Annotated in this window: 23 protein-coding genes; 17 read left to right on the top strand and 6 right to left on the bottom strand. The window is 60.9% G+C overall.

The features are described from left to right. The first annotated feature begins 134 nt into the window (after positions 1 to 134). A complete protein-coding gene (gene parC, locus I2G20_RS07325; RefSeq protein WP_196259040.1) occupies positions 135 to 2,396 on the top strand; it encodes a DNA topoisomerase IV subunit A in 2,262 nt (753 codons plus the stop codon). An 86-nt stretch (positions 2,397 to 2,482) separates the two neighbouring features. Here parC and I2G20_RS07320 read toward each other — a convergent pair whose 3' ends face one another. The 5 genes from I2G20_RS07320 to I2G20_RS07300 all read right to left on the bottom strand — a co-directional run bounded on the left by I2G20_RS07320 (position 2,483) and on the right by I2G20_RS07300 (position 6,800). Continuing rightward, on the bottom strand, positions 2,483 to 3,424 hold the full coding sequence (locus tag I2G20_RS07320) for an endonuclease/exonuclease/phosphatase family protein (RefSeq protein ID WP_196259039.1): 942 nt from the start codon (positions 3,422 to 3,424) through the stop codon (positions 2,483 to 2,485). A gap of 82 nt (positions 3,425 to 3,506) precedes the next feature. Further along, positions 3,507 to 4,268 carry an arginyltransferase gene (locus I2G20_RS07315; RefSeq protein WP_196259038.1) on the bottom strand — a complete coding sequence of 254 codons (762 nt, stop codon included), beginning with the start codon at positions 4,266 to 4,268 and terminating at the stop codon, positions 3,507 to 3,509. A 95-nt stretch (positions 4,269 to 4,363) separates the two neighbouring features. Further along, complete coding sequence (locus I2G20_RS07310) at positions 4,364 to 4,888, bottom strand: RDD family protein (RefSeq protein ID WP_196259037.1); 525 nt, start codon at positions 4,886 to 4,888, stop codon at positions 4,364 to 4,366. Positions 4,889 to 4,984: 96 nt separating this feature from the next. Next, positions 4,985 to 5,998 (bottom strand): porphobilinogen synthase, encoded by a 1,014-nt coding sequence (gene hemB, locus I2G20_RS07305; RefSeq protein WP_196259036.1) that lies wholly within the window; start codon positions 5,996 to 5,998, stop codon positions 4,985 to 4,987. Between the two features lie 73 nt (positions 5,999 to 6,071). Continuing rightward, positions 6,072 to 6,800, bottom strand: a complete 729-nt coding sequence (locus I2G20_RS07300) for a helix-turn-helix domain-containing protein (RefSeq protein ID WP_196259035.1) — start codon at positions 6,798 to 6,800, stop codon at positions 6,072 to 6,074. Positions 6,801 to 6,923: 123 nt separating this feature from the next. Here I2G20_RS07300 and I2G20_RS07295 point away from each other — a divergent pair, with 123 nt between their 5' ends. The 12 genes from I2G20_RS07295 (at position 6,924) to I2G20_RS07240 (ending at position 16,292) form a co-directional block, all read left to right on the top strand. Beyond that, positions 6,924 to 7,325, top strand: a complete 402-nt coding sequence (locus I2G20_RS07295; protein ID WP_196259034.1) for a hypothetical protein — start codon at positions 6,924 to 6,926, stop codon at positions 7,323 to 7,325. Positions 7,326 to 7,386: 61 nt separating this feature from the next. Further along, the gene (locus tag I2G20_RS07290; RefSeq protein WP_196259033.1) at positions 7,387 to 7,776 is read left to right on the top strand and encodes a DUF6163 family protein; all 390 of its coding nucleotides are present in this window, start codon (positions 7,387 to 7,389) and stop codon (positions 7,774 to 7,776) included. A 298-nt stretch (positions 7,777 to 8,074) separates the two neighbouring features. Further along, on the top strand, positions 8,075 to 8,584 hold the full coding sequence (ldtR, locus tag I2G20_RS07285) for a transcriptional regulator LdtR (protein ID WP_196259032.1): 510 nt from the start codon (positions 8,075 to 8,077) through the stop codon (positions 8,582 to 8,584). Positions 8,585 to 8,837: 253 nt separating this feature from the next. After that, on the top strand, positions 8,838 to 10,109 hold the full coding sequence (locus I2G20_RS07280) for a L,D-transpeptidase family protein (RefSeq protein ID WP_196259031.1): 1,272 nt from the start codon (positions 8,838 to 8,840) through the stop codon (positions 10,107 to 10,109). 15 nt (positions 10,110 to 10,124) lie between these two features. After that, entirely contained in the window at positions 10,125 to 10,328 is a 204-nt protein-coding gene (locus tag I2G20_RS07275) for a DUF6898 family protein (protein ID WP_196259030.1), read from the top strand. 99 nt (positions 10,329 to 10,427) lie between these two features. Beyond that, complete coding sequence (gene glyA, locus I2G20_RS07270) at positions 10,428 to 11,732, top strand: serine hydroxymethyltransferase (RefSeq protein ID WP_196259029.1); 1,305 nt, start codon at positions 10,428 to 10,430, stop codon at positions 11,730 to 11,732. Between the two features lie 13 nt (positions 11,733 to 11,745). Next, the gene (gene nrdR / locus I2G20_RS07265) at positions 11,746 to 12,204 is read left to right on the top strand and encodes a transcriptional regulator NrdR (protein ID WP_196259028.1); all 459 of its coding nucleotides are present in this window, start codon (positions 11,746 to 11,748) and stop codon (positions 12,202 to 12,204) included. Next, positions 12,201 to 13,313: a bifunctional diaminohydroxyphosphoribosylaminopyrimidine deaminase/5-amino-6-(5-phosphoribosylamino)uracil reductase RibD gene (gene ribD, locus I2G20_RS07260; RefSeq protein WP_196259027.1), complete on the top strand. Its 1,113-nt coding sequence runs from the start codon at positions 12,201 to 12,203 to the stop codon at positions 13,311 to 13,313. Before nrdR ends, ribD begins: the two co-directional genes overlap by 4 nt. A 45-nt stretch (positions 13,314 to 13,358) precedes the next feature. After that, positions 13,359 to 13,967, top strand: a complete 609-nt coding sequence (locus tag I2G20_RS07255) for a riboflavin synthase (protein WP_196259026.1) — start codon at positions 13,359 to 13,361, stop codon at positions 13,965 to 13,967. Continuing rightward, on the top strand, positions 13,967 to 14,446 hold the full coding sequence (locus I2G20_RS07250) for a 6,7-dimethyl-8-ribityllumazine synthase (RefSeq protein WP_196259025.1): 480 nt from the start codon (positions 13,967 to 13,969) through the stop codon (positions 14,444 to 14,446). The genes I2G20_RS07255 and I2G20_RS07250 overlap by 1 nt, the downstream gene beginning before the upstream one ends. A 2-nt stretch (positions 14,447 to 14,448) precedes the next feature. Continuing rightward, positions 14,449 to 14,934: a transcription antitermination factor NusB gene (gene nusB / locus I2G20_RS07245; RefSeq protein WP_196259024.1), complete on the top strand. Its 486-nt coding sequence runs from the start codon at positions 14,449 to 14,451 to the stop codon at positions 14,932 to 14,934. 155 nt (positions 14,935 to 15,089) lie between these two features. Further along, positions 15,090 to 16,292: an MFS transporter gene (locus I2G20_RS07240; RefSeq protein ID WP_196259023.1), complete on the top strand. Its 1,203-nt coding sequence runs from the start codon at positions 15,090 to 15,092 to the stop codon at positions 16,290 to 16,292. Positions 16,293 to 16,346: 54 nt separating this feature from the next. On the opposite strand, the gene I2G20_RS07235 is transcribed toward I2G20_RS07240, so the two are convergent. Continuing rightward, on the bottom strand, positions 16,347 to 16,802 hold the full coding sequence (locus tag I2G20_RS07235; RefSeq protein ID WP_196259022.1) for an outer membrane protein assembly factor BamE: 456 nt from the start codon (positions 16,800 to 16,802) through the stop codon (positions 16,347 to 16,349). A 154-nt stretch (positions 16,803 to 16,956) separates the two neighbouring features. On the opposite strand from I2G20_RS07235, the gene I2G20_RS07230 reads away from it, so the two are divergent. From I2G20_RS07230 to I2G20_RS07215, 4 genes are all read left to right on the top strand, one after another. Next, positions 16,957 to 17,484: a ubiquinol-cytochrome C chaperone family protein gene (locus I2G20_RS07230; protein ID WP_196259021.1), complete on the top strand. Its 528-nt coding sequence runs from the start codon at positions 16,957 to 16,959 to the stop codon at positions 17,482 to 17,484. Then, the gene (locus I2G20_RS07225) at positions 17,481 to 18,020 is read left to right on the top strand and encodes a YceD family protein (protein ID WP_196259020.1); all 540 of its coding nucleotides are present in this window, start codon (positions 17,481 to 17,483) and stop codon (positions 18,018 to 18,020) included. The genes I2G20_RS07230 and I2G20_RS07225 overlap by 4 nt, the downstream gene beginning before the upstream one ends. A gap of 99 nt (positions 18,021 to 18,119) precedes the next feature. Further along, positions 18,120 to 19,187, top strand: coding sequence for a phosphate acyltransferase PlsX (plsX, locus tag I2G20_RS07220; protein WP_196259019.1), 1,068 nt, complete (start codon positions 18,120 to 18,122; stop codon positions 19,185 to 19,187). Next, on the top strand, positions 19,184 to 20,161 hold the full coding sequence (locus tag I2G20_RS07215; protein WP_196259018.1) for a beta-ketoacyl-ACP synthase 3: 978 nt from the start codon (positions 19,184 to 19,186) through the stop codon (positions 20,159 to 20,161). Before plsX ends, I2G20_RS07215 begins: the two co-directional genes overlap by 4 nt. Positions 20,162 to 20,239: the final 78 nt, after the last annotated feature.

The raw sequence follows: 20,239 nt of genomic DNA, 5'->3' as shown, positions 1-20,239 counted from the left end.
GATGATGAGGGTGGAAGCCGCGCTAGTAAAGTAAAACGCTGGAAGCGGCTGAAATCCGCAATCCAGCGCGCGCGATATGGCCTTCGGTGGGTATACTCAACAACTGATTCGATAACCTGTACGAAGGTTGGCCGATGGCCGAAGTGATGGACCCGCCGGGCGGGGAAGAACGTATTGTCGATCTCAAGGAAGCGCTTGAGGAGCGCTATCTTTCCTATGCGATCTCGACGATCACCCAACGCGCGCTGCCCGATGCACGGGACGGGCTGAAGCCCGTTCACCGCCGCATTCTCCATGCCATGCGGCTTTTGAAGCTCGACCCCGGGCAGGGTTACAAGAAATCCGCCCGCATCGTGGGCGACGTGATCGGCAAGTTCCATCCCCACGGCGACCAATCGGTCTATGATGCGCTCGTGCGCCTCGCGCAGGATTTTGCCGTGCGCTATCCGCTGGTGGACGGGCAGGGCAATTTCGGTTCGGTCGATGGCGATGGCGCCGCAGCCATGCGTTACACCGAAAGCCGGATGACAGAGGTTGCCGCGCGTCTGCTCGAAGGCATCACCGAGGACGCCGTCGATTTCCGCCAGACCTATGACGGCGAGGACGAGGAACCTATCGTCCTGCCTTCGAATTTCCCCAACCTCTTGGCCAACGGGTCGAGCGGCATCGCGGTGGGCATGGCGACATCCATCCCCCCGCACAATGTGTCCGAGCTTTGCGACGCGGCGCTCCATCTTCTGATGGAGCCCAACGCCACAGCCGCTGATCTCATGCGCTTCGTGCCTGGCCCCGATTTCCCTACCGGTGGCATCATGGTCGACGATCCTGCGGCCACCGAACAGGCCTACGCGACCGGCCGCGGCTCTTTCCGGGTTCGCGCGCGCTGGCACAAGGAGGACAAGGGCAGGGGCGTCTATCAGATCGTCATCACAGAAATTCCCTATGGCGTGCAGAAGTCGCGGCTGGTCGAAAAGATTGCCGAATTGCTCATGGCCCGCCGCCTGCCGCTATTGAAGGATGTGCGCGATGAGAGCGCCGAGGATATCCGCCTCGTTCTTGAACCCCGCGCCGGCAATGTCGATCCGACCCTTCTGATGGAATCCATGTTCAAGCTCACCGAGCTCGAACAGCGCATCTCGCTCAACATGAACGTGCTCGACAAGGGCATGGTCCCGCGCGTGATGAGCCTCGCCGAAGTGCTCAAGGCCTGGCTCGAGCACCGCAAGGAAGTCCTCGTCCGCCGCTCGCGCTACCGCCTCGGCCAGATCGAGCATCGCCTAGAGGTCCTCGGCGGCTATCTCATCGCCTATATTAATCTCGATGAGGTCATCCGCATCATCCGCGAGGAGGACGATGCCAAGGGCGAACTGATCGCCCGCTTCAACCTCACCGATGTTCAGGCAGAAGCCATCCTCAACATGCGCCTGCGCTCTTTGCGCAAGCTAGAGGAAATCGAAATCCGCACGGAGTTTGAAAAACTCACCGCGGAAAAGGAGCACCTCGAAGCGCTGCTTGGTTCGGAAAAGCGTCTCTGGGGTGAAATCCGCAAGCAGGTCGAGGCGCTCAAGGCCGCCTATCCCAAGACCAATCCCGATGGGACGCCGCATCCGCTCGGCGCCCGCCGTACCGAACTCGCTGCCGCGCCGCATGCCGATATCGCCGATATCGAAACCGCGATGATCGAGCGCGAACCCATCACCGTGATCCTTTCGGAAAAGGGATGGATTCGGGCGCTCAAAGGCCACAACAATGATATGTCGGCCCAGAGCTTCAAGTCCGACGACAGGCTCAAACTCTCGCTCACCTGCGAGACCACCGATAAACTGCTCATGCTCACCACAGGCGGCAAGGTCTATACGCTCGGTGCGGACAAGCTCCCCGGAGGCCGTGGCCACGGCGAACCGGTGCGCATCATGGTCGATATCGAGGAAAGCCAGGACATCGTCACGCTTTTCATCCATCGTCCCGGCTCAAAGCGCCTTCTCGCCTCGGATATCGGCAATGGCTTCATCGTCGCGGAAGAGGAACTGATCGCCAATACCCGCAAGGGCAAGCAGATTCTCAACGTCTCCGGCGCGCAGGAAGCCGTTTTGTGCGTGCCCGCCGAGGGTGACACCGTCGCCGTCGTTGGGAAAAACCGAAAACTCCTCGTCTTCCCCCGCGATCAACTCCCCGAAATGTCGCGTGGCAAAGGCGTGCGCCTGCAGAAATACAAGGATGGTGGCATCTCGGATGCCAAGGTCTTCTCGTCTGCCGATGGGCTCACATGGACCGACAGTTCGGGGCGCACCTATACCAAAACGATGGAAGAGCTGCGCGACTGGCTCGGTGAACGCGCACAAGCAGGCCGTCAGGTGCCGACGGGGTTCCCGCGCAATAACCGCTTTGTCGGGTAGGGGATGTCCTGAAGGGCAAATCGCTCCGGGTAGAGCGGTTTGAGACTGAAAGCCTGGAGTGCAGGTACAGGGCCGGGCAGGGGGGCTCACTCTCCTCCCACCGAAAACCGCAATATAATCGGCAGGTGATCGGAACCGCTGGCGTCGCCGCGATAGAGCTCATGGACCGCAATCCCGCCTCGGCTCATCACGTGGTCGATGGGCAGGATGGCCGGCGTCCATCGCCAGTCACCGAAATAGTACCAGAGCTTGGGGAAGGTCGGCAGGTTGAAGGTATGGCGGATAAAACCGGCCTCGGTCACAAACCGGCGCAGCGCATATGACCATGGAGTCGAGTTGAAATCCCCCACGAGCAGCAACGGCCCTTCAACTGTTTCCAGCGCATCGCGGAGCGCGTTGAATTGCTCGACCTGCCGCGTTACGGGGGCCGGCCAGTCGTTATGCGTGGTCGCCAACGCAAAGGGTGCGCCGCTGGGTGCGGCGAAGCGCACGACAATCCGCGCGGTGCGTTCGGTATTGATGGCGCTGGCCGAACACACGTCCTCGATCAAGGGCTCGAATGGCAGTTTGCTGTAGAGCCCCACAAATGCCCGCTGGCCGCCCGCACAATACTGGAAATGCTCATAGTGCTCGGCAAGCCGGGTATGGATCGCACGCCGCACCTCGGGGCTATATTCCTGCAAGGCCACGATGTCGGTGTCGGTGCCGATGATGTAGCTCGCCAGCGTGTCGGGTTCCTCGTTCCGTCCGAAGACGTTGAACGTCATCAGCGTGTAGACCGTGCTTTCCTGGGGAGCAGGCGCAAAGCGCACCGTCAAACCAGCAATGAACTCCGGAACGTACACAACCGCCGAGGCCACCAATCCGGTTGCTGCAAGGCTCAGCGCCATCGCCCGCATGGCGCCCGCCCGAACGAAAATCCCGCAGAACAGCATCGCTACCAGTGCGGCAAAAAACAGCGCAGGCTGCATATGGTTGAAAAGATCAAGGGCGGGATGAGCAAACCCCAGCACCGCGCCGACTGCCATCAGGCATAGCGCCGCGCATCCACCCAGATAAAGGCGTGAGACAAGTAGGCTCGCGAGGGTAGGCCGCTGGGACGCCACGGGCCTAGTCGTTCCCCCATCCGGTATCGAGCACCAGCGGCACCCATCCGCGCGAGCCGCGCTGCACTTCGAGCGGCTCGAAATCAGTCTTGTATGCCATCTTGGGCGAGTTCTTCACCCAATAGCCCAGATAGAGATATCCCTGCCCCCTGCGCGAAAGCCGGGCGATATGGTCGAGAATCATGAAATTACCGAGCCCTCGCTTGGGCATGGCCGGATCATAAAAGCTGTAGACCATCGAAAGCCCATCGGGCAGCACATCGGTTAGAACGGCGGCGATGAGTTGGTCCCGATCGCCATCCGGCCCGTCCTCCTTCAGCCGGTATTCGACGAGCTCGGAGTGCACAGGTGTATCTTCGACCATGAATTCATAGTCGAGGTAGCTCATCTGGGTCATGCCGCCATTGGCATGCCTTGCATCGAGATAGCGCCGGAACAACCCGTACTGCTCTGCTGTCGCAACGGGTGGGATCACTTCGGCGCGAACATCGGCGTTACGTTTAAGAACCCGGCGATGCCGCTCGGACGGAGAGAATTGCGTGCTCAATACCCGGATCGACTGGCAGGCGTCGCATTCGAGGCAGGCTGGGCGATAGATGAGGTTCTGGCTGCGCCGGAACCCGTGGTCGGAAAGCAGCTGGTGCAGCGCGCCCGCGCGTCTGCCAGAAAGGTGGGTAAACAGTTTTCTCTCCTGCCGCCCGTCGAGATAGGGGCAGGGCGAAGGCGCGGTCAGAAAAAACTGGGCGCTTTCGGGGGTTTGGTCCATTCGGCTTCACTCGTTCAGCGCACATTTGCGCAGGATCTCATTGTAATGGTCCCACGCAAGGCGCGCAACGCGCCCGATTATCACAAAACCTAAAGCTAAACGCCCTGTCCCTCTACGTGATAGGTGCGCCAATGCCGGACCATGGGCGAGCGCCGGACCATCAGCACCCCGAGCAGAATATCGTGCAGCAGCTGCCGCCGGTTGGTGATGAGTCCCACAGCAAGAATGAAAGGGGTGAGAATCGAGCAGGTCGCCCAGAACGCGACCACATGCAGCATGGCCATCCACCCGTCGAGGGGAACGTCGCGCGTCGGGGTGAGAACGATATCCATGGCCCGCATCCCGAGCGTCGCCCGCGATGGAGATCCTAGCGTCACAGCGTAGTAGGCGACGAAGACGACCGGCACGATCAGCGGAAAGGCCAGCCAGGCGAGGCCTAGCGTCAATATGCCGAGCACCGCAGCGGCAATCGAGACCGCAGCGATAAGGATCATCATCACGATACAATCGATGATGAATGCAAACACCCGCCGCGACAGGATGGAATCGAACAGCTCCGGCGACGTCGCCGGGTTCGGAAGGTCGTCGCGCAGAATACGCCCGAAGAAATCAGTGGCCATGGTTCTAGCTCCCCAGTCGCGGCAAGAGATTGGGGTTTTGAGCCGTGATAGCAAGGGGGCGCCGAATTTTATCTTCGCGGTATCAATGCCGATAATTCACCCATTCAGCTTCCGCGCCATATCCAGTGCGAAATAGGTGAGGACCCCCGAGCATCCCGCTCGCTTGAATGCCATCAGGCTTTCGGCCATCGCCGCGTCACGGTCGACCGCGCCGGCTTCTGCAGCAATCGAGATCATCGCGTACTCCCCGCTCACCTGATAGGCAAAGACCGGCACGTCAAAACTGTCCTTCACCAGCCGGCAGATGTCGAGATAAGGCATCCCCGGCTTCACCATTACCCAGTCCGCACCTTCGGCCAGGTCCTGCTCCACCTCGCGCAGTGCATCCTCGGCATTGGCCGGATCCATCTGGTAGGTCAGCTTGGACCCCTTGAGCCGCGCCCCCGATCCGACGGCTTCGCGGAAAGGGCCGTAAAAGGCCGACGCATATTTTGCGGCGTAGGAGAGGATGATGGTCTTCTCGAAGCCCTCTTCGTCCAGCACGGCCCGGATCGCCCCGACCCTGCCGTCCATCATGTCCGATGGCGCAACCACGTCTGCGCCCGACCGCGCCTGCACCAGCGCCTGCCGCGTCAGAATCTCGACGGTTTCGTCATTGAGGATTTCCTCGCCAGCCATTACCCCGTCATGCCCGTGGCTCGTATAGGGATCGAGCGCCACGTCGGCGATAAGCCCGATTTCGGGAACCGCGTCCTTGATGGCCGAAAGCGCTCGGCATACGAGATTGTCGCGGTTGAGCGCTTCCTCGCCTCCCTCGGACCGTTTCGCGGGGTCGGTGTTAGGAAACAGCGCCAGAGCCGTAATGCCCTCGGCGCGGGCGGCTTTTGCCGCCTCGACCGCCAGATCGATGCTCAGGCGCGACACGCGGGGCATCGTCTTGACGGGTTGGCGCTCGTTCTGCCCTTCGATGACGAAAATCGGCCAGATCAGGTCGGCTGGCGTCAACGCGTTCTCACGCACCAGGTCGCGGCTCCATCCGGCCATGCGCGAGCGGCGCAACCGCCGGCCGCCTAGAAATCCAAGATCATGCTTTTGCCACTTGCCGCTCATGCCGCTACCCAACCCGGTTCGAACTGTGCACTGTTTAACAACCGACGCTTGCGGGCGCAAAGCAGCAAATGGTTCATTGCACCGGATGGAACATTTCGATCGTGATTTCTTCCGCCAGAGCGTCTTGCGCTCCGCCGAAATGCGTCACCGTCGTAAACCACCGCGTTTCGCCTTGCGGGGTTAGGAAGATGAGCGGCAGAAGGATACCGGAGCTGGTTTTGCTCAGGCCTGCTTCCAGCTCCCGCACCCCGGGCATCGCAAGCGCCTGCCTGAGCTTGTGAGCGATCGGCGCGTGCGGGCCATTAATCCGCGCACCATGTCGCAGGCGATGCAGGAAATAAGCGGCGATGTCCGGCCAGTTCCCGATCGCGGACCGAACCGGGCCGGGCGTGAATACGAGGTCGACGAGGTTGGGCTGCACGTCGCCCGGTTCGCCTAGCAGCCCCCATGCGCCGTCATTGGCATCGAGCATCGTGAAGCATCCATCGAAAACCATGGCAGGGTAGGGGCTGTGCGTATCGAGAATAAGCCGCGCTGCTGCCCGCACATCGGCAAGTTCGGGGCTGCTCCAGTCTCCCGCGCCATATCGCGGGGCAAAGCCCGCCGCGACAAGCAGCGCGTTCCGCTCCCGCAGCGGCATCGCAAGCGCCTCTGCCAAACGAATCGTCATCTCGACACTCGGTCGCGCCCTGCCGGTCTCGAGAAACGAGACGTGCCGTGCGGATACCGACGCCTCCAGCGCAAGGTCCATCTGGCTGATGCCCCGCACCTGCCGCCAATGCTTCAACATGGGTCCGAACATGCCCGTTTCCTCATCGACTCTCTGATGGACCGGGCAAGCGCCGCATTCCATTACCTTAGAGGTAATTGAAACCATTACCTCAAGATGCGCAACTGCCCGATATCAACAATCGGAGTATTTCCAATGTCCACCACCTCCCACGTCTCCGCAGCGCGCGGACTCCTCAATGTCTACGTCCTCGATGCGGTCGGCAGCGCCGTACTCGGTGCCGGAATGATCGCACTCGCTCCGATGATTCCGGATCTGTTGGGAAGCAATGTCCCTTCGCTCGTGTTTTTCATACTGGGCGCCGCGTTGCTGCCCTGGGCCGCGTTCAATTACTGGTGCGGGCGCCAGCCTTCCGTCGGTCGCGTCGCGTTCGGTGTGCAGATGGCAGGGGATTGGGGCTGGATCGCCGCGAGCCTTGTCATGCTGATCGCGGAGTTTTCTCGCCTTTCGTCGGTGGGGCAGCTTGTCGTGCCGGCTCTGACGATCTTCGTGTTCGGAATCGTGTCCCTCAAGCTCGCCTCCACAAGCCTGCGTTGATCGCAGGGTTGTCCCGCGCTCCCATTCACGTTAGCAGAATCCCCTTCGGGGGATTCTGCCAATGGATTTGACAACCGAACCGGTCGGGATTGCAGCGAGGGTTCTCGCTATAGCCAGCCTCGTCATGGGTCTGAGCGATGCTGCCCGGCTGCTTGGCGTCTGGGGCGGGGCTCCGAGCCCCATTGCTGCTTTGGGCGGCACGGGGTTCGCCTTGCTCGCGACTCTCGCGGCGGCGCGCCTGTTCGCCGCACTCGGGCTCTGGCTCCAGGTTCAATGGGGGGCGGTCCTGCTTGCCGCCGCATTGTTTATCGAACTGGCCGTCCACCTCTCGGGCAACCTCACTGTTGCCCTGACTTTGTTTGACTTTATCTTCAAACTTGGTGCCTTGCTGGCAACCATTGCCCTGATCGCCATGGGATGGTTTCTGGCCCGCCGACACGCTGCCGAATAAGCCAAGCCGCACGGCTTTGCCTTCCAGATGCCTTGGGGCGAGCTTCAATTTTCGTGCCCCGCAACTGGCCGAAACCTGCCCGAACCCTGCGGGCTTGCGCCGGTTTCCCGGCGCGTTGACGGCTTGTAAAGGTTACAAATTTCACACCTTGGGTAAGAAAGCAAAAACCAAAAAACCCCAAGTTTTCCCGTAAGATAACATTAAGCGTGTCTATTAAACCGATCTTATGGCGAGGCCGATAGTTTGGCCTCACAGACACGGAAAACCGTGCGCATAAATTGACAGTGAGGCAGAACAAATGGCTACCAATCTTTCCGCCGCAAAGGCAGAGACGGCCGAACAGCATCGCAGCTTGAAGCCGCTTTATCTCGAAGCGGTTTCTCGCGTTGAACGGCTCCACCGCCGCCTGCTCGATCTCATCAAGGACGAGTTCGACCGCATGGGCTGGGACGACATCAATCCGGTCCAGGCGCTCCTGATGTTCAACATCGGAGATAGCGAACTGACGGCGGGCGAGCTTCGGACCAGGGGCTACTATCTCGGTTCGAACGTCTCCTACAATCTCAAGAAGCTGGTCGAGACCGGCTATATCTACCAGGAGCGGTCCAAGACCGACCGTCGTTCGGTTCGTATCCGCCTGACGCCCAAGGGGGAGGAAGTGGCCGAGGTGATCGACGATCTTTACGAGCGGCACCTCAAGTCGATTGAGAAGGTGGGCGGGCTTGCCGAGTCCGATTTCAACGGCCTCAACACCGCTCTTTCGCGTCTTGAGCGCTTCTGGGTCGACCAGATCCTCTACAAGCTCTGAGCGAGCGATGCCTCGCTGTGGCAACCTTGCCACATTCTCGCAGCAAACGCCGGCCATCGAGCCGGCGTTTCTTATTTGCGCCGCAAACCCGTTTTAGCCGCATCACAGGCGGTATAGAACCCGTCGGCCTCTCTCCCGTTCGTCTGTTCCGCATCCGGTTCACAGGGCGGTGAGTGGCGTTGAGATCAGATCAAACCTGGTGCACAAGATTTCCTCGATTGCACCCAACCGATGCGACAGGGCTCCGATTCGAATGCGTGACTTTTCGTCCAAAACCGACAGGCGCACAGCGCTCAAGACGATTGCCGGCTTTGCGGCGGCGGCCGCCTTTCCGATGCCTGCCATTGCGCAGGACGGGCTTATGGAGGTCTTTACGACCAATCGTATCCTGCGCGAGACCGACCGTGATGCCAATTCACGTATCGCTATGGATGCCATCGGCGGACCGGACCCGATCGTTTCGCTCGATACCGAGTACAATCTCCAGCAGGTCGCCGAATATTATGAGCGCCTGGCCGCGAGGGGCGGCTGGCCTGAGCCTCCCACCAGCATCTACAACCTCGTGCTTGGTAACAACCGCAGCCAGGTGCGCCATCTCCGCGAATATCTGATCTATACTGGCGACCTCTCCCAGGAGGCGGGCGTCAGCAATGAGTTTGATTCCAAGGTCGACGCCGCCGTGCGTGGCTTCCAGGCCCGCCACGGGTTGCAGATCAACGGCAAGGTCGACGAGATCACCTATTGGACGATGAACGTTCCCACGTCCGAGCGTCTGCGCCAGATCCGCCTCAATCTCGATCGCGTTCGGGCGCTGGAAGGCAAGCTCACCGAGCGCTATGTGAACGTCAACATTCCGGCGGCAACCATCGAGGCGGTCGAGAGCAACCAGATCCGTCAGCGCCACACCGCCGTTGTGGGCCGTATCGACCGGCAGACGCCTATCCTGCGCAGCCGTATCCACGAGATCAATTTCAATCCCTTCTGGACGGTGCCAAAGTCGATTATCCAGCGCGATATCATCCGCCTGATGAACGAGGATCCCGAATACCTCACCAAGTACAACATTCGCATCTTCGACGGGCGGGGCAACGAAAAGCAGCCGCACGAGATCAACTGGTCGACAGATGAAGCCGTGAACTACACCCTGCGGCAGGATCCGGGCGCAGAGAACTCCATGGGGCATGTGAAGATCAACTTCCATAACCCCCACACGGTTTATCTCCACGACACCCCTGACCGTGGGCTGTTCTCCGAGAATCAGCGTTTCCACTCGTCAGGTTGCGTTCGTGTCTCCAACGTCGATGAACTGGTCGCCTGGATTCTGCGTGATAACGGCTATGATATCATCGCCGTCAACTCTACCTTCGCCTCTGGCGAACGGCTCGACGTTTCTGTACGCAATCCGGTGCCGATCTTCACAACTTACTTTACCGCTTGGGCCAACCGCAACGGTGTCGTAAGCTTCCGTGATGATGTCTACGAGTTCGACAAGGTCGGCCGCACCGAGTTCCCCGAAATCGCCTGATCACGGGGGCAGGGCATGACGCCTGCCCCTAATGGATCGCGTGAAGTCCTCTTTGAATTCCGCCCCGCGGGCAACCAGGTTCGCGTGGCGGCCATCGATGCCACGACAGGCGTCGAGGTGGTCATCATCGCACCGGTGCATACATCACAGGAGCAGATGAAGGCCGTAGCGCTGGCAAAGCTCCGCCGCCGTTTGGAGAAGGCCGGAGATAAAGCCTGACCACTTCCGATCTTTGCTTGGAATCGCCGCTACGCCTGTGCTAATCGGGGCGCGCTTGCTTGCCTTTTATTGCACTCTTCAAAGGTCGAGGGTCCGCCAATGAGCGCCACCGGGTCAACCCCGCTTTTTCCCGATTTCTTCACCCGTTCGATTGCCGATCACGATCCCATCGTGGCTCAGGCCATCGCGGATGAACGCGATCGCCAGCAGCACGAGATCGAACTGATCGCCTCCGAGAATATCGTCTCGAAGGCGGTCCTCGAGGCTCAAGGCTCGGTGATGACGAACAAATACGCCGAAGGTTATCCCGGCAAGCGGTACTATGGCGGTTGTCAGTATGTCGACGTGGTCGAAAACCTTGCCATCGATCGCGCCAAGGAACTCTTCGGCGCCAATTTCGCGAACGTCCAGCCCAATTCCGGTTCGCAGATGAACCAGGCCGTCTTCCTCGCCCTGCTTCAGCCAGGTGATACCTTCATGGGCCTCGATCTCAATTCGGGCGGCCACCTTACCCACGGCTCGCCGGTCAATATGAGCGGCAAGTGGTTCAACGTCGTTTCCTACGGCGTGCGCCGCGACGACCACCTGCTCGATATGGACGATATCGAGCGGAAGGCACACGAACATAAGCCGAAGCTTATTCTTGCCGGGGGCACGGCCTATTCGCGGATCTGGGACTGGAAACGGTTCCGGGAAATTGCCGATGCCGTTGGCGCCTATCTCATGGTCGACATGGCCCATATTGCCGGGCTCGTCGCGGGCGGCGTGCATCCGTCCCCGATCCCGCACGCCCATGTCGTAACCACCACGACCCACAAATCCCTGCGCGGCCCGCGCGGCGGCCTGATCCTTGCCAATGACGAGGAAATTGCCAAAAAGATCAACTCCGCCGTCTTCCCTGGTCTGCAGGGCGGACCGCTAATGCATGTCATTGCCGCCAAGGCCGTAGCGCTCGGCGAGGCGCTGACGCCCGAGTTCAAGACATATGCGGCTCAAGTGGTCGCCAACGCCCGCGCGCTCGCCACGGTTCTCATCGAAAACGGCCTCGATGTCGTCTCGGGCGGCACCGACAACCACCTGATGCTGGTCGATCTGCGTAAGAAGAACGCTACGGGCAAGCGCGCCGAGCAGGGACTTGGCCGGGCCTGGATCACCTGCAACAAGAACGGCATCCCCTTCGATCCCGAAAAGCCCTTTGTCACATCCGGTATCCGCCTCGGCACACCGGCAGGGACGAGCCGTGGTTTCGGGGAAGCGGAATACCGCCAGATCGGCGAATATATCGTCGAGGTTCTTGATGGTCTGCGCGAGGCCAATTCCGACGATGGCAATGCCGCCGTCGAAGCTGCGGTGCGTCAGAAGGTCAAGGCCCTTACCGACCGTTTCCCGATCTATCCGGCCTAGGACTCTTTCGACAATGCGCTGCCCGTATTGCGGAAACGACGATACTCAGGTCAAGGATTCCCGGCCGACCGAGGATTCCAATGCCATCCGCCGCCGCCGAGTCTGCAATGGCTGCGGCGGGCGCTTTACGACCTTCGAGCGCGTTCAGCTGCGCGACCTCACCGTCGTCAAGAAGTCGGGCCGCAAGGTGCCATTCGACCGCGAAAAACTCTCGCGGTCGGTCTACACCGCTCTCCGCAAACGCCAGGTCGATCCCGAAATCGTCGAGCGCATGATTTCCGGCGTCGTCCGCCAACTCGAAAGCCTGGGCGATATCGAAATCACCTCCGACCAGATCGGCGAATACGTGATGGAGGGCCTCAAGGGACTCGACGACGTCGCATTCGTCCGCTTTGCTTCGGTCTACAAGAACTTCGCCAAGGCCGACGATTTCCAGTCGTTCCTCAAGACCCTGGACGAGGAGGAGGGGTGAACTCCCCCGGCGGGGACGACCTGCGCTGGCTCGATGCCGCTGCCCGCATCGCCATGCCCTATCGAGGTACGACCGCCGAAAACCCCACGGTCGGCGCCATAGTCGTCTCTCCCGATGGCGTCATGCTCGGCCGTGCCGTCACAGCATCCGGCGGCCGTCCTCATGCCGAACCCCAAGCCTTGGCATTGGCCGGCGAAAGGGCGAAGGGGGCGACGCTCTACGTCACGCTCGAACCCTGCAATCACTGGGGCAAGACGCCCCCATGCGTCGATGCCGTGATCGCCTCGGGCATTTCGCGCGCCGTCATCGGCGCCTCCGACCCCGATCCCCGCACCGCGGGCCAATCCATCGCCAAACTGCGTGGGGCCGGTCTGGACGTAGCGGTCGCCGAAAATCACGCTCCCTCCCTCGAACTCCACGAGGGCTTTTTCTCCCGCATCGTGAGACGCCGCCCCTTCGTCACGGCAAAGCTCGCCATTTCCGCCGACGGCAAAGTCGGCCTTTCCGACAAGGCGAACGTCGCCATCACCGGCGAAATCGCGCGACGCTGGACCCACATGCAGCGCGCGCTCTCCGACGCCGTCATGGTCGGGGGCAATACCGCGATCCTCGACCGCCCGCGCCTCTCCGTCCGGCTGCCGGGATTGGAAAACCGTAAGCCCTTGCGCGTGTTCCTTTTCTCCTGGAAGCAAATGAATCACGTCGCAAATCTCGCCGGACAAGATACTGTTTTCATTACAGAAAAACGCACTCTTGAATCAGTTCCTCAACCGCATGAAGGCGTTGAATCGGAATTTGACGTCGTTGAATCGCCGTCTGACAATGGCCGCCCCAACCCCCTGAGAGGACTCGAGGAATTGGCCCGGCGCGACATTTCGACCGTGCTGGTCGAAGGTGGCGCAACTCTCAACGACGCACTGCTGGACGCCGGCCTTGTCGACCGCTTCCACCTGCTCGAAAGCGATATCGAAATCGGCCCCCAAGGCGTCCCGGCCACTGTTCATCGATCCTTGCCGGACCGTTTGGCTCAACTGGGCTTCATCCCGGTTGATCACCGCGCGCTCGGGTGCGATAGACTGACGACGTTCGAGAAGAAGCAGCATCGCTGAACCTCCCATCTTCGCCTCGCAGGGACAAAGCAAACCCAGGCCCCCATGTTCACCGGCATCATCACCGACATCGGCAAAATCCTCGAAATCGACGACCGTAACGACGGGCGCCGCCTGCGCATCGGCACGACCTATGATCCCGCGACCATCGATCTCGGCGCCTCGATCATGTGCGAAGGCATCTGCCTCACCGTCACCGAAAAAGGCACTGGCGGCGGCACCAACTGGTTCGACGTCTTCGCCGCGCGCGAGACCCTCGACGTGACGAGAGTAGGGGGCTGGCAGGTGGGCCGCCGCATCAACCTGGAGCGGTCCCTGAAGGTTGGCGACGAACTCGGCGGTCATATTGTGTCGGGCCACGTCGATGGCCTGGCAACCATCATCGAGCGGACCGATATCGGTGACCAGACCACCTTCGTCTTTGAAGCCCCGGCCGAACTCGCTCCCTTCATTGCAAAAAAAGGCTCGGTAGCCCTCAACGGCACCTCGCTCACGGTCAATTGGGTGGAAAAAAACCGCTTCTCGGTCCATCTCATCCCCCACACGCTCTCCGCGACCAATTGGCCGGATTACCATGTTGGTGATGCGGTTAACCTTGAAGTCGATCTCATGGCGCGCTATGCCGCCCGCCTGCTCGAAACAAGGATGAATTGATGGCCTCTCACGGCGACGCCTTTTCCGTTAAACCCGGTTCCGCATCCGGTCAGCATTACCTGATCGCCGAAGCGCGGTTCTATGACGATATCGCGGACGCCCTGCTCGAAGGTGCCACCAGTGCGTTGCAGGCCGCTGGCGCATCCTGGGAGGTTGTCACAGTCCCCGGTGCACTCGAGATTCCGGCTGCCATTGCAATGGCCAGCGAGCACAAGGGGCCCCGCTACGATGGCTATATCGCGCTCGGTTGCGTCATTCGTGGGGAAACCACCCATTACGAGATCGTCTCGAACGAAAGTGCCCGTGCGCTGATGGACCTTTCGGTGGCCGATGGCATTGCTCTCGGCAATGGGATCCTGACCGTCGAGACCGAGGAACAGGCATGGGTCCGTGCGCGGAAATCCGACCTCGATAAGGGCGGCGGGGCTGCTACCGCGGCCATGGCAATGGTAGCGCTCAAAAAGACCCTGGAAGGCTAACGATGGTTGACCCACGCGAAATAAAACAGGCCAACCAGCGCGGCTCGGCCCGTCTCGCCGCCGTCCAGGCGCTTTACCAGATGGATATTGGCCAGCAGTCCCTTGAGGACACGCTTAGCCAGTTTGAAAACATCCGGGCCGGCCGCGAGGTCGAAGGGGAGCAGTATCTCCCTGCCGATGCCGATTATTTCCGCCACATCGTGCGCGGAGTCGTTCAGCACCAGCTCAAGCTCGATCCCATCATCGATTCCGCACTGCAGGGCGGGTGGCCGATGACCCGCATCGACGCCACGCTGCGTGCTCTCTTACGTGCAGCCGTATTCGAGCTGACCCAGCGCAAGGACGTCCCCTTCAGGGTCGTCATCCGCGAATATGTCGACGTGGCCCTGGCATTTTACGACGACGAAGTCCCCGGCATGGTCAACGGCGTGCTCGATGCCGTGGCGCAAAAGCATTCGGAAGGCTACGAGGGACCGGCGAAAGCCTGACGTCCACATCCTTCCTATCACCTCAGCGCTTTCCGGGTGTATGGTTATCCCTTCAGATTGCATCGCCCACCGAGTCGTCCCCGGAAGGCGAAAAATTAAATGAACGATTGAACGATTTTCGTTCAATCGTTCATGAAAGAATCGGGAAAGCCCGCATGAATCATTACCGGAATATCGGTCTCCTTTCCGGCGCCCAGGCGATAGCAGGTTCGGCACAGGGCATGGTAATGGCCGTGGGCGCACTCGCGGGTGCATCGCTGGCTATCGATCCTGCCTTTGCCACCATCCCGACGACGGTGATGATCATCGGGGTCGCACTCATGGCGGGCCCGGCGGCGATCATTCTTCACCGACTGGGCCGCACCAGGGGCTTTGTGCTCGGAGCCTCTATTGCCGCCACTGGTGGGCTTCTGGCCGCATTCGGACTTTACCTGCACAGTTTCCTGATTTTCTCGGGCGCCATGCTGCTCATCGGCGCTGCCGGCGCCTTCGGCCAGCAATATCGTTTCGCGGTGGCCGACAGCGTTCCACCCGAACTCAAGGCCCGTGCCGTGTCCTGGGTGATGTTCGGCGGCGTCCTTGCCGGATTCCTCGGCCCACGCCTTGCGTCAATGACCAGCGAAGCGGTCGCCGATGCGCCCTATACGGGCTCTTTTCTCGCCCTTGCCGCTGTCTGTGCGGTCTCTATTGCGCTGCTCGTCTTCACCCGGCTGCCCAAGGGTGAGCCCAAGCGCCCTGCAAGCGAAACCGGACGGCCGCTCAAAGTGCTGATCCGTGAGCCCGACGTCTTCGTCCCTGTGCTCACCGGCATGGCGAGCTATGCGCTGATGACCTTCGTCATGGTCGCCGCTCCGCTGGCCATGGTCTTCATCTGCGGTCACACCACCGGCGAGGCCGCCAACGCCATCCAGTGGCACATCGTGGCCATGTTTGCCCCCAGCTTCATCACGGGCTCGATCATCAACCGTATCGGTACCCACCTGACCGCCGGCATCGGGCTGCTCTTGATTCTCGCCAGCGCCGCTACCGCCCTCTCGGGCACGACCACGCTGCATTTCGATATCGGCCTGGTGCTGCTAGGTGTGGGGTGGAACTTCGGCTTCATCGGCTCGACGGTGATGCTCACCAAGTCATACCGCCCCGAGGAGGCCGCCAAGGTTCAGGCGCTCAACGAGCAGCTTGTGTTTGGCGTCATGGCCCTGGCTTCGATCGGCGCCGGCGTCTTGCTCAATACCTTCGGATGGGAAGCGATCAATATGATGGTCATGCCCATTGTCGCCGCCGCATTGGTCCTGCTCGCATGGACTGATATACGCCGCCGACGCGCCGAGCGGGTCGCTCAGGCGTTTCCGGAATAATCCCAAGCCGTTATCGACGCGGGCTCGGAAGTCCGGCCCGCGGGTAGGGAGGTTCTAGGAGTTCGTCACAGAGCCCAGCAATTGCTGCACAAACGTCCGGTCTTCGCCGAAGGATGGCGTGCGGCGCTGCTCGATGGCAAACACGCGTCCGTCCTGAAGTGTATAGACCGCGCGGTCGACCACCTTATTGTTGCGGTCGAAATAGACCGCCAGCACCGTGCGCTCCTGGATCGTCGTCAACCCGAACGCGGTCTGGTTGACCTTGGTCTCCACGTAGTACCAGGCCGTTTCGTTGCCGAACGTGCTCGTCGTCTGGGGCGAGCCGAGAACGATACGGACGAGATCGGCGCTGGAGCCGGGCCGAATCTGCTGGATGGCGTCGGCGGGAATGACATAGCCCTGCGTGCGGGTCGCGACCAACCCGGAGCCCGAACAGGCCGAAAGGGTAAGTCCCAGTGCCAGTGCCGCGGCAATTGGAGACAGGCGGACAAGGGCGGAACGCAGGGTCATGGAATTGACTTTCCTCTTGGCTCTCGACTATAGCCACGCGACGCGGGTGCCGGGGCGAGGGTGTTGTTTAGCTTTTCAAAGGCTGTTCTGGCAAGCGAGCAAACGGAATTCTCCTTTCCGCGAAGCCAGTTCTCCTCGTTTTGAGACTCAGGTGATGATCCTTCAGTTTTTCAGAAAACCCAAGCTCTCCGAACAGGTTTACGCCGTCTACAACGCCATTGTGGCGCAATCCCGGCGTGAGTTTTTCTATGCCGAATGGGGCGTGCCGGACACGCTGACCGGCCGTTTCGACATGATTTCGCTCCATGCTGCGCTGGTTTTCCGTCGCTTGCGGACTTCGGAAAAGGCCACCACGGAATTCTCGCAAAGCGTTTTCGACTGCTTCTTCCACGATATGGACCGCTCCCTGCGCGAACTGGGCGTGGGCGATCTTTCGGTACCCAAGCGCATCGAGAAAATGGGCAGCCTCTTCTACGGAATGCTCTCCAATCTTTCCGCCGCTCTTGAAGGGGGAGACCGCGCCGCGCTCGAGGGCGTCGTCTCGCGCAATTTTCACGAGGGCAGGGACCATCCCGCTCTCGCCGTTTTCGTCGATTATATCCTGCTCAATGACAATATGCTGTCCACCCAGCCGATCGAGGATATCATGGCCGGGAAGGTGACGTTCGGGGAACCCAGGTGAAGCAGCAAAACGACGATATCGATCTCGACGCCCGCGTCCGCGTGGACCGGATTCCGGCGGCGGGCCGCGTGGTCGACGTGACGACCGATGTAGAGCAGCGCGAAATTCTCGCGCAGCGCTTCCGTGTCGACGCGCTGCCGGCCTTCGGTGCGAAGGTCACCGCCACCCGCTTCCGGGGCGGTATCCGCGCGCAGGGCGAGGTGTGGGGCGACGTGGTCCAACCGTGCGTCGTGACCGGCGAGCCTGTACATCAGGCAATCCGGGAGACCGTGGATCGCGTTTACCTTCCCAACCGCGACGAGACAGTGGAGCATGGCGCTGGCGCCGAGGTGTTCGTCAACCTCGAGGACGACGACTTCCCGGATTATTTCGACGGCGAGGAGATCGACCTTGCCGATCTCATTACCGAGGTATTTGCGCTGGTGATCGACCTCTATCCACGCTTGCCCGGCGTGAGCCTGCCGGCCGAAAAGGCCGGAGACGATCCGGCCGAGCTTTCTCCTTTTGCGGCTTTGAAGGCCCTGAAAAAGGAATGATTGCAGGGTTCAATCCGCTTGCGTGCGGGATTTCGTCGGGTAAGGTGGCCCCCGGGTGGGGCGCCCTGGCGTGAATATGGGCAGACGAACAGGCAGACGATGAGTGGGACAATAACGATCTCCGTTGACGCCATGGGCGGAGACAATGCACCCCGTGCGCCGATCGAAGGGGCCAGGCTGCTGCTGCGCGAGCACCCCGATGCGAGGTTCATCTTTCACGGCCGCCAGGACGTACTCGAGCCGTTGCTTTCAGAGTTCACCGATCTCGCACAGGTTTCCGAAATCCGGCATTCCGAAACCGTCATCACGATGGACGATAAGCCCAGCCAGGCCTTGCGCAAGGGACGGGGCTCCTCTTCCATGTGGGCGGCCATCGAGGCGGTGAAGAACGGCGAGGCGAAAGTGGCCATTTCAGGGGGCAACACTGGCGCGCTGATGGCTATGGCAACCTTCTGCCTGCGCCCCATGCAGGGGATTTCCCGCCCGGCAATCGCCGCCATCTGGCCCACCCTGCGCTCGGATATCATCGTGCTTGATGTCGGCGCCACGATCGGCGCGGATGCCGAGCAGCTCGTGGATTTTTCGATCCTTGGCGCGGCAATGGCCCGCGCGCTCTTCGATATGGAAACGCCCACGGTCGGTCTGCTCAATGTCGGTGTCGAGGAGGCCAAGGGCAACGAGTGGGTCAAGGACGCCGCCAAGAGCCTCACCGAAAAAAGTGGTGCGGGATTCACTTACCACGGGTTCGTCGAGGGCGACGATCTGGGAAAGGGGACGGTGGACGTCGTCGTCACCGAGGGTTTCACTGGCAATATTGCCTTGAAAACGGCGGAGGGTACCGCCCGCCAGGTCGCGACCTACCTGCGGAATGCCCTCAAGGGCAGTTTTCTATCCCGACTCGGCGCGATGCTGGCCTATCAGGCGCTCTCGGCGCTAAGGAGCAAGATGGACCCGCGAACCGTCAACGGCGGCGTTTTCCTTGGCCTTAATGGCGTCGTCATCAAGAGTCATGGTGGTACCGACGAAATTGGCTACAAGAGTGCGCTCGGCCTTGCCTACGACATGGCACGCAACGATCTGATCGAAAAGATCGGCGAAGGGCTCGAACGCATGAAACCGGGCGCCATCCCGGATCGGCAAGAAGAATCGGAGGCACCGACAGCGTGAGCAAGATCCAATCCGTAGTCCGCGGCGTAGGCGGCTACCTTCCCGAGCGCGTGATCACGAACGACGAGCTTTCAAAGACCGTCGACACGTCCGATGAGTGGATCGTGCAGCGCACCGGTATCCGGGAGCGCCATGTTGCCGCCGAAGGCGAGATGACCTCCGATCTTGCGCTCCACGCTTCGCGCATCGCGCTCGACAACGCGGGATTGACCCCCGCCGACATCGATCTGATCGTCGTCGGAACGACAACGCCGGATCGCACCTTCCCGGCGACCGCCGCACTGCTTCAGCACAAGTTGGGAATCACGCACGGCGTTGCATTCGACGTCCAGGCCGTATGTTCGGGTTTCGTCTTTGCCGTTGCCACGGCCGACGGCTATCTCAAAGGAAAAATGGCCAAGCGCGCGCTAGTGGTTGGTGCCGAGACGGCGTCTCGCCTGCTCGATTGGAACGACCGTACCACCTGTGTCCTTTTCGGCGACGGTGCCGGAGCGATGATTCTCGAAGCCCGGGAAGTCCCCGACGATGCCCCGGAAAACGGCGTGCTCGTTTCGAGTCTGCGGACAGACGGCTCGCATTGGGACAAGCTTTATGTCGATGGCGGCGTTTCCGCCACCGGAACGATTGGACACCTTCGCATGGAGGGCAAGGAGGTCTTCAAGCACGCAGTGGGCATGATCTCCGACGTCATCGAGGACGTGCTTGAAAAAACCGGAAAGACCACTGCGGATCTCGACTGGTTCGTCCCCCATCAGGCCAACAAGCGCATTATCGATGGTGCCGGCAAGAAGCTCGGCATTCCAGAGGAAAAGACCATCGTCACCGTCGATCGCCACGCAAACACGTCAGCGGCGTCAGTTCCGCTCGCGCTTTGGGTGGCGTCCGAGGATGGCCGGATCAAGTCGGGAGACCTCGTGATGATCGAGGCTATGGGAGGCGGGTTCACATGGGGCGCCGCCCTCATTCGCTGGTAGACGTTGACCCGGTCCCCATTTCCTCGTTAAGTATTTGAATTGTGGGATTGCTTCCGTCCTGCGGGTGAGGGGATAGCT

The sequence above is a fragment of the Pelagibacterium limicola genome, assembly GCF_015694405.1.
In the GTDB taxonomy this organism is placed as follows: Bacteria; Pseudomonadota; Alphaproteobacteria; order Rhizobiales; family Devosiaceae; genus Pelagibacterium; species Pelagibacterium limicola.
This window is presented reverse-complemented; position numbering and strand designations above follow the sequence as displayed.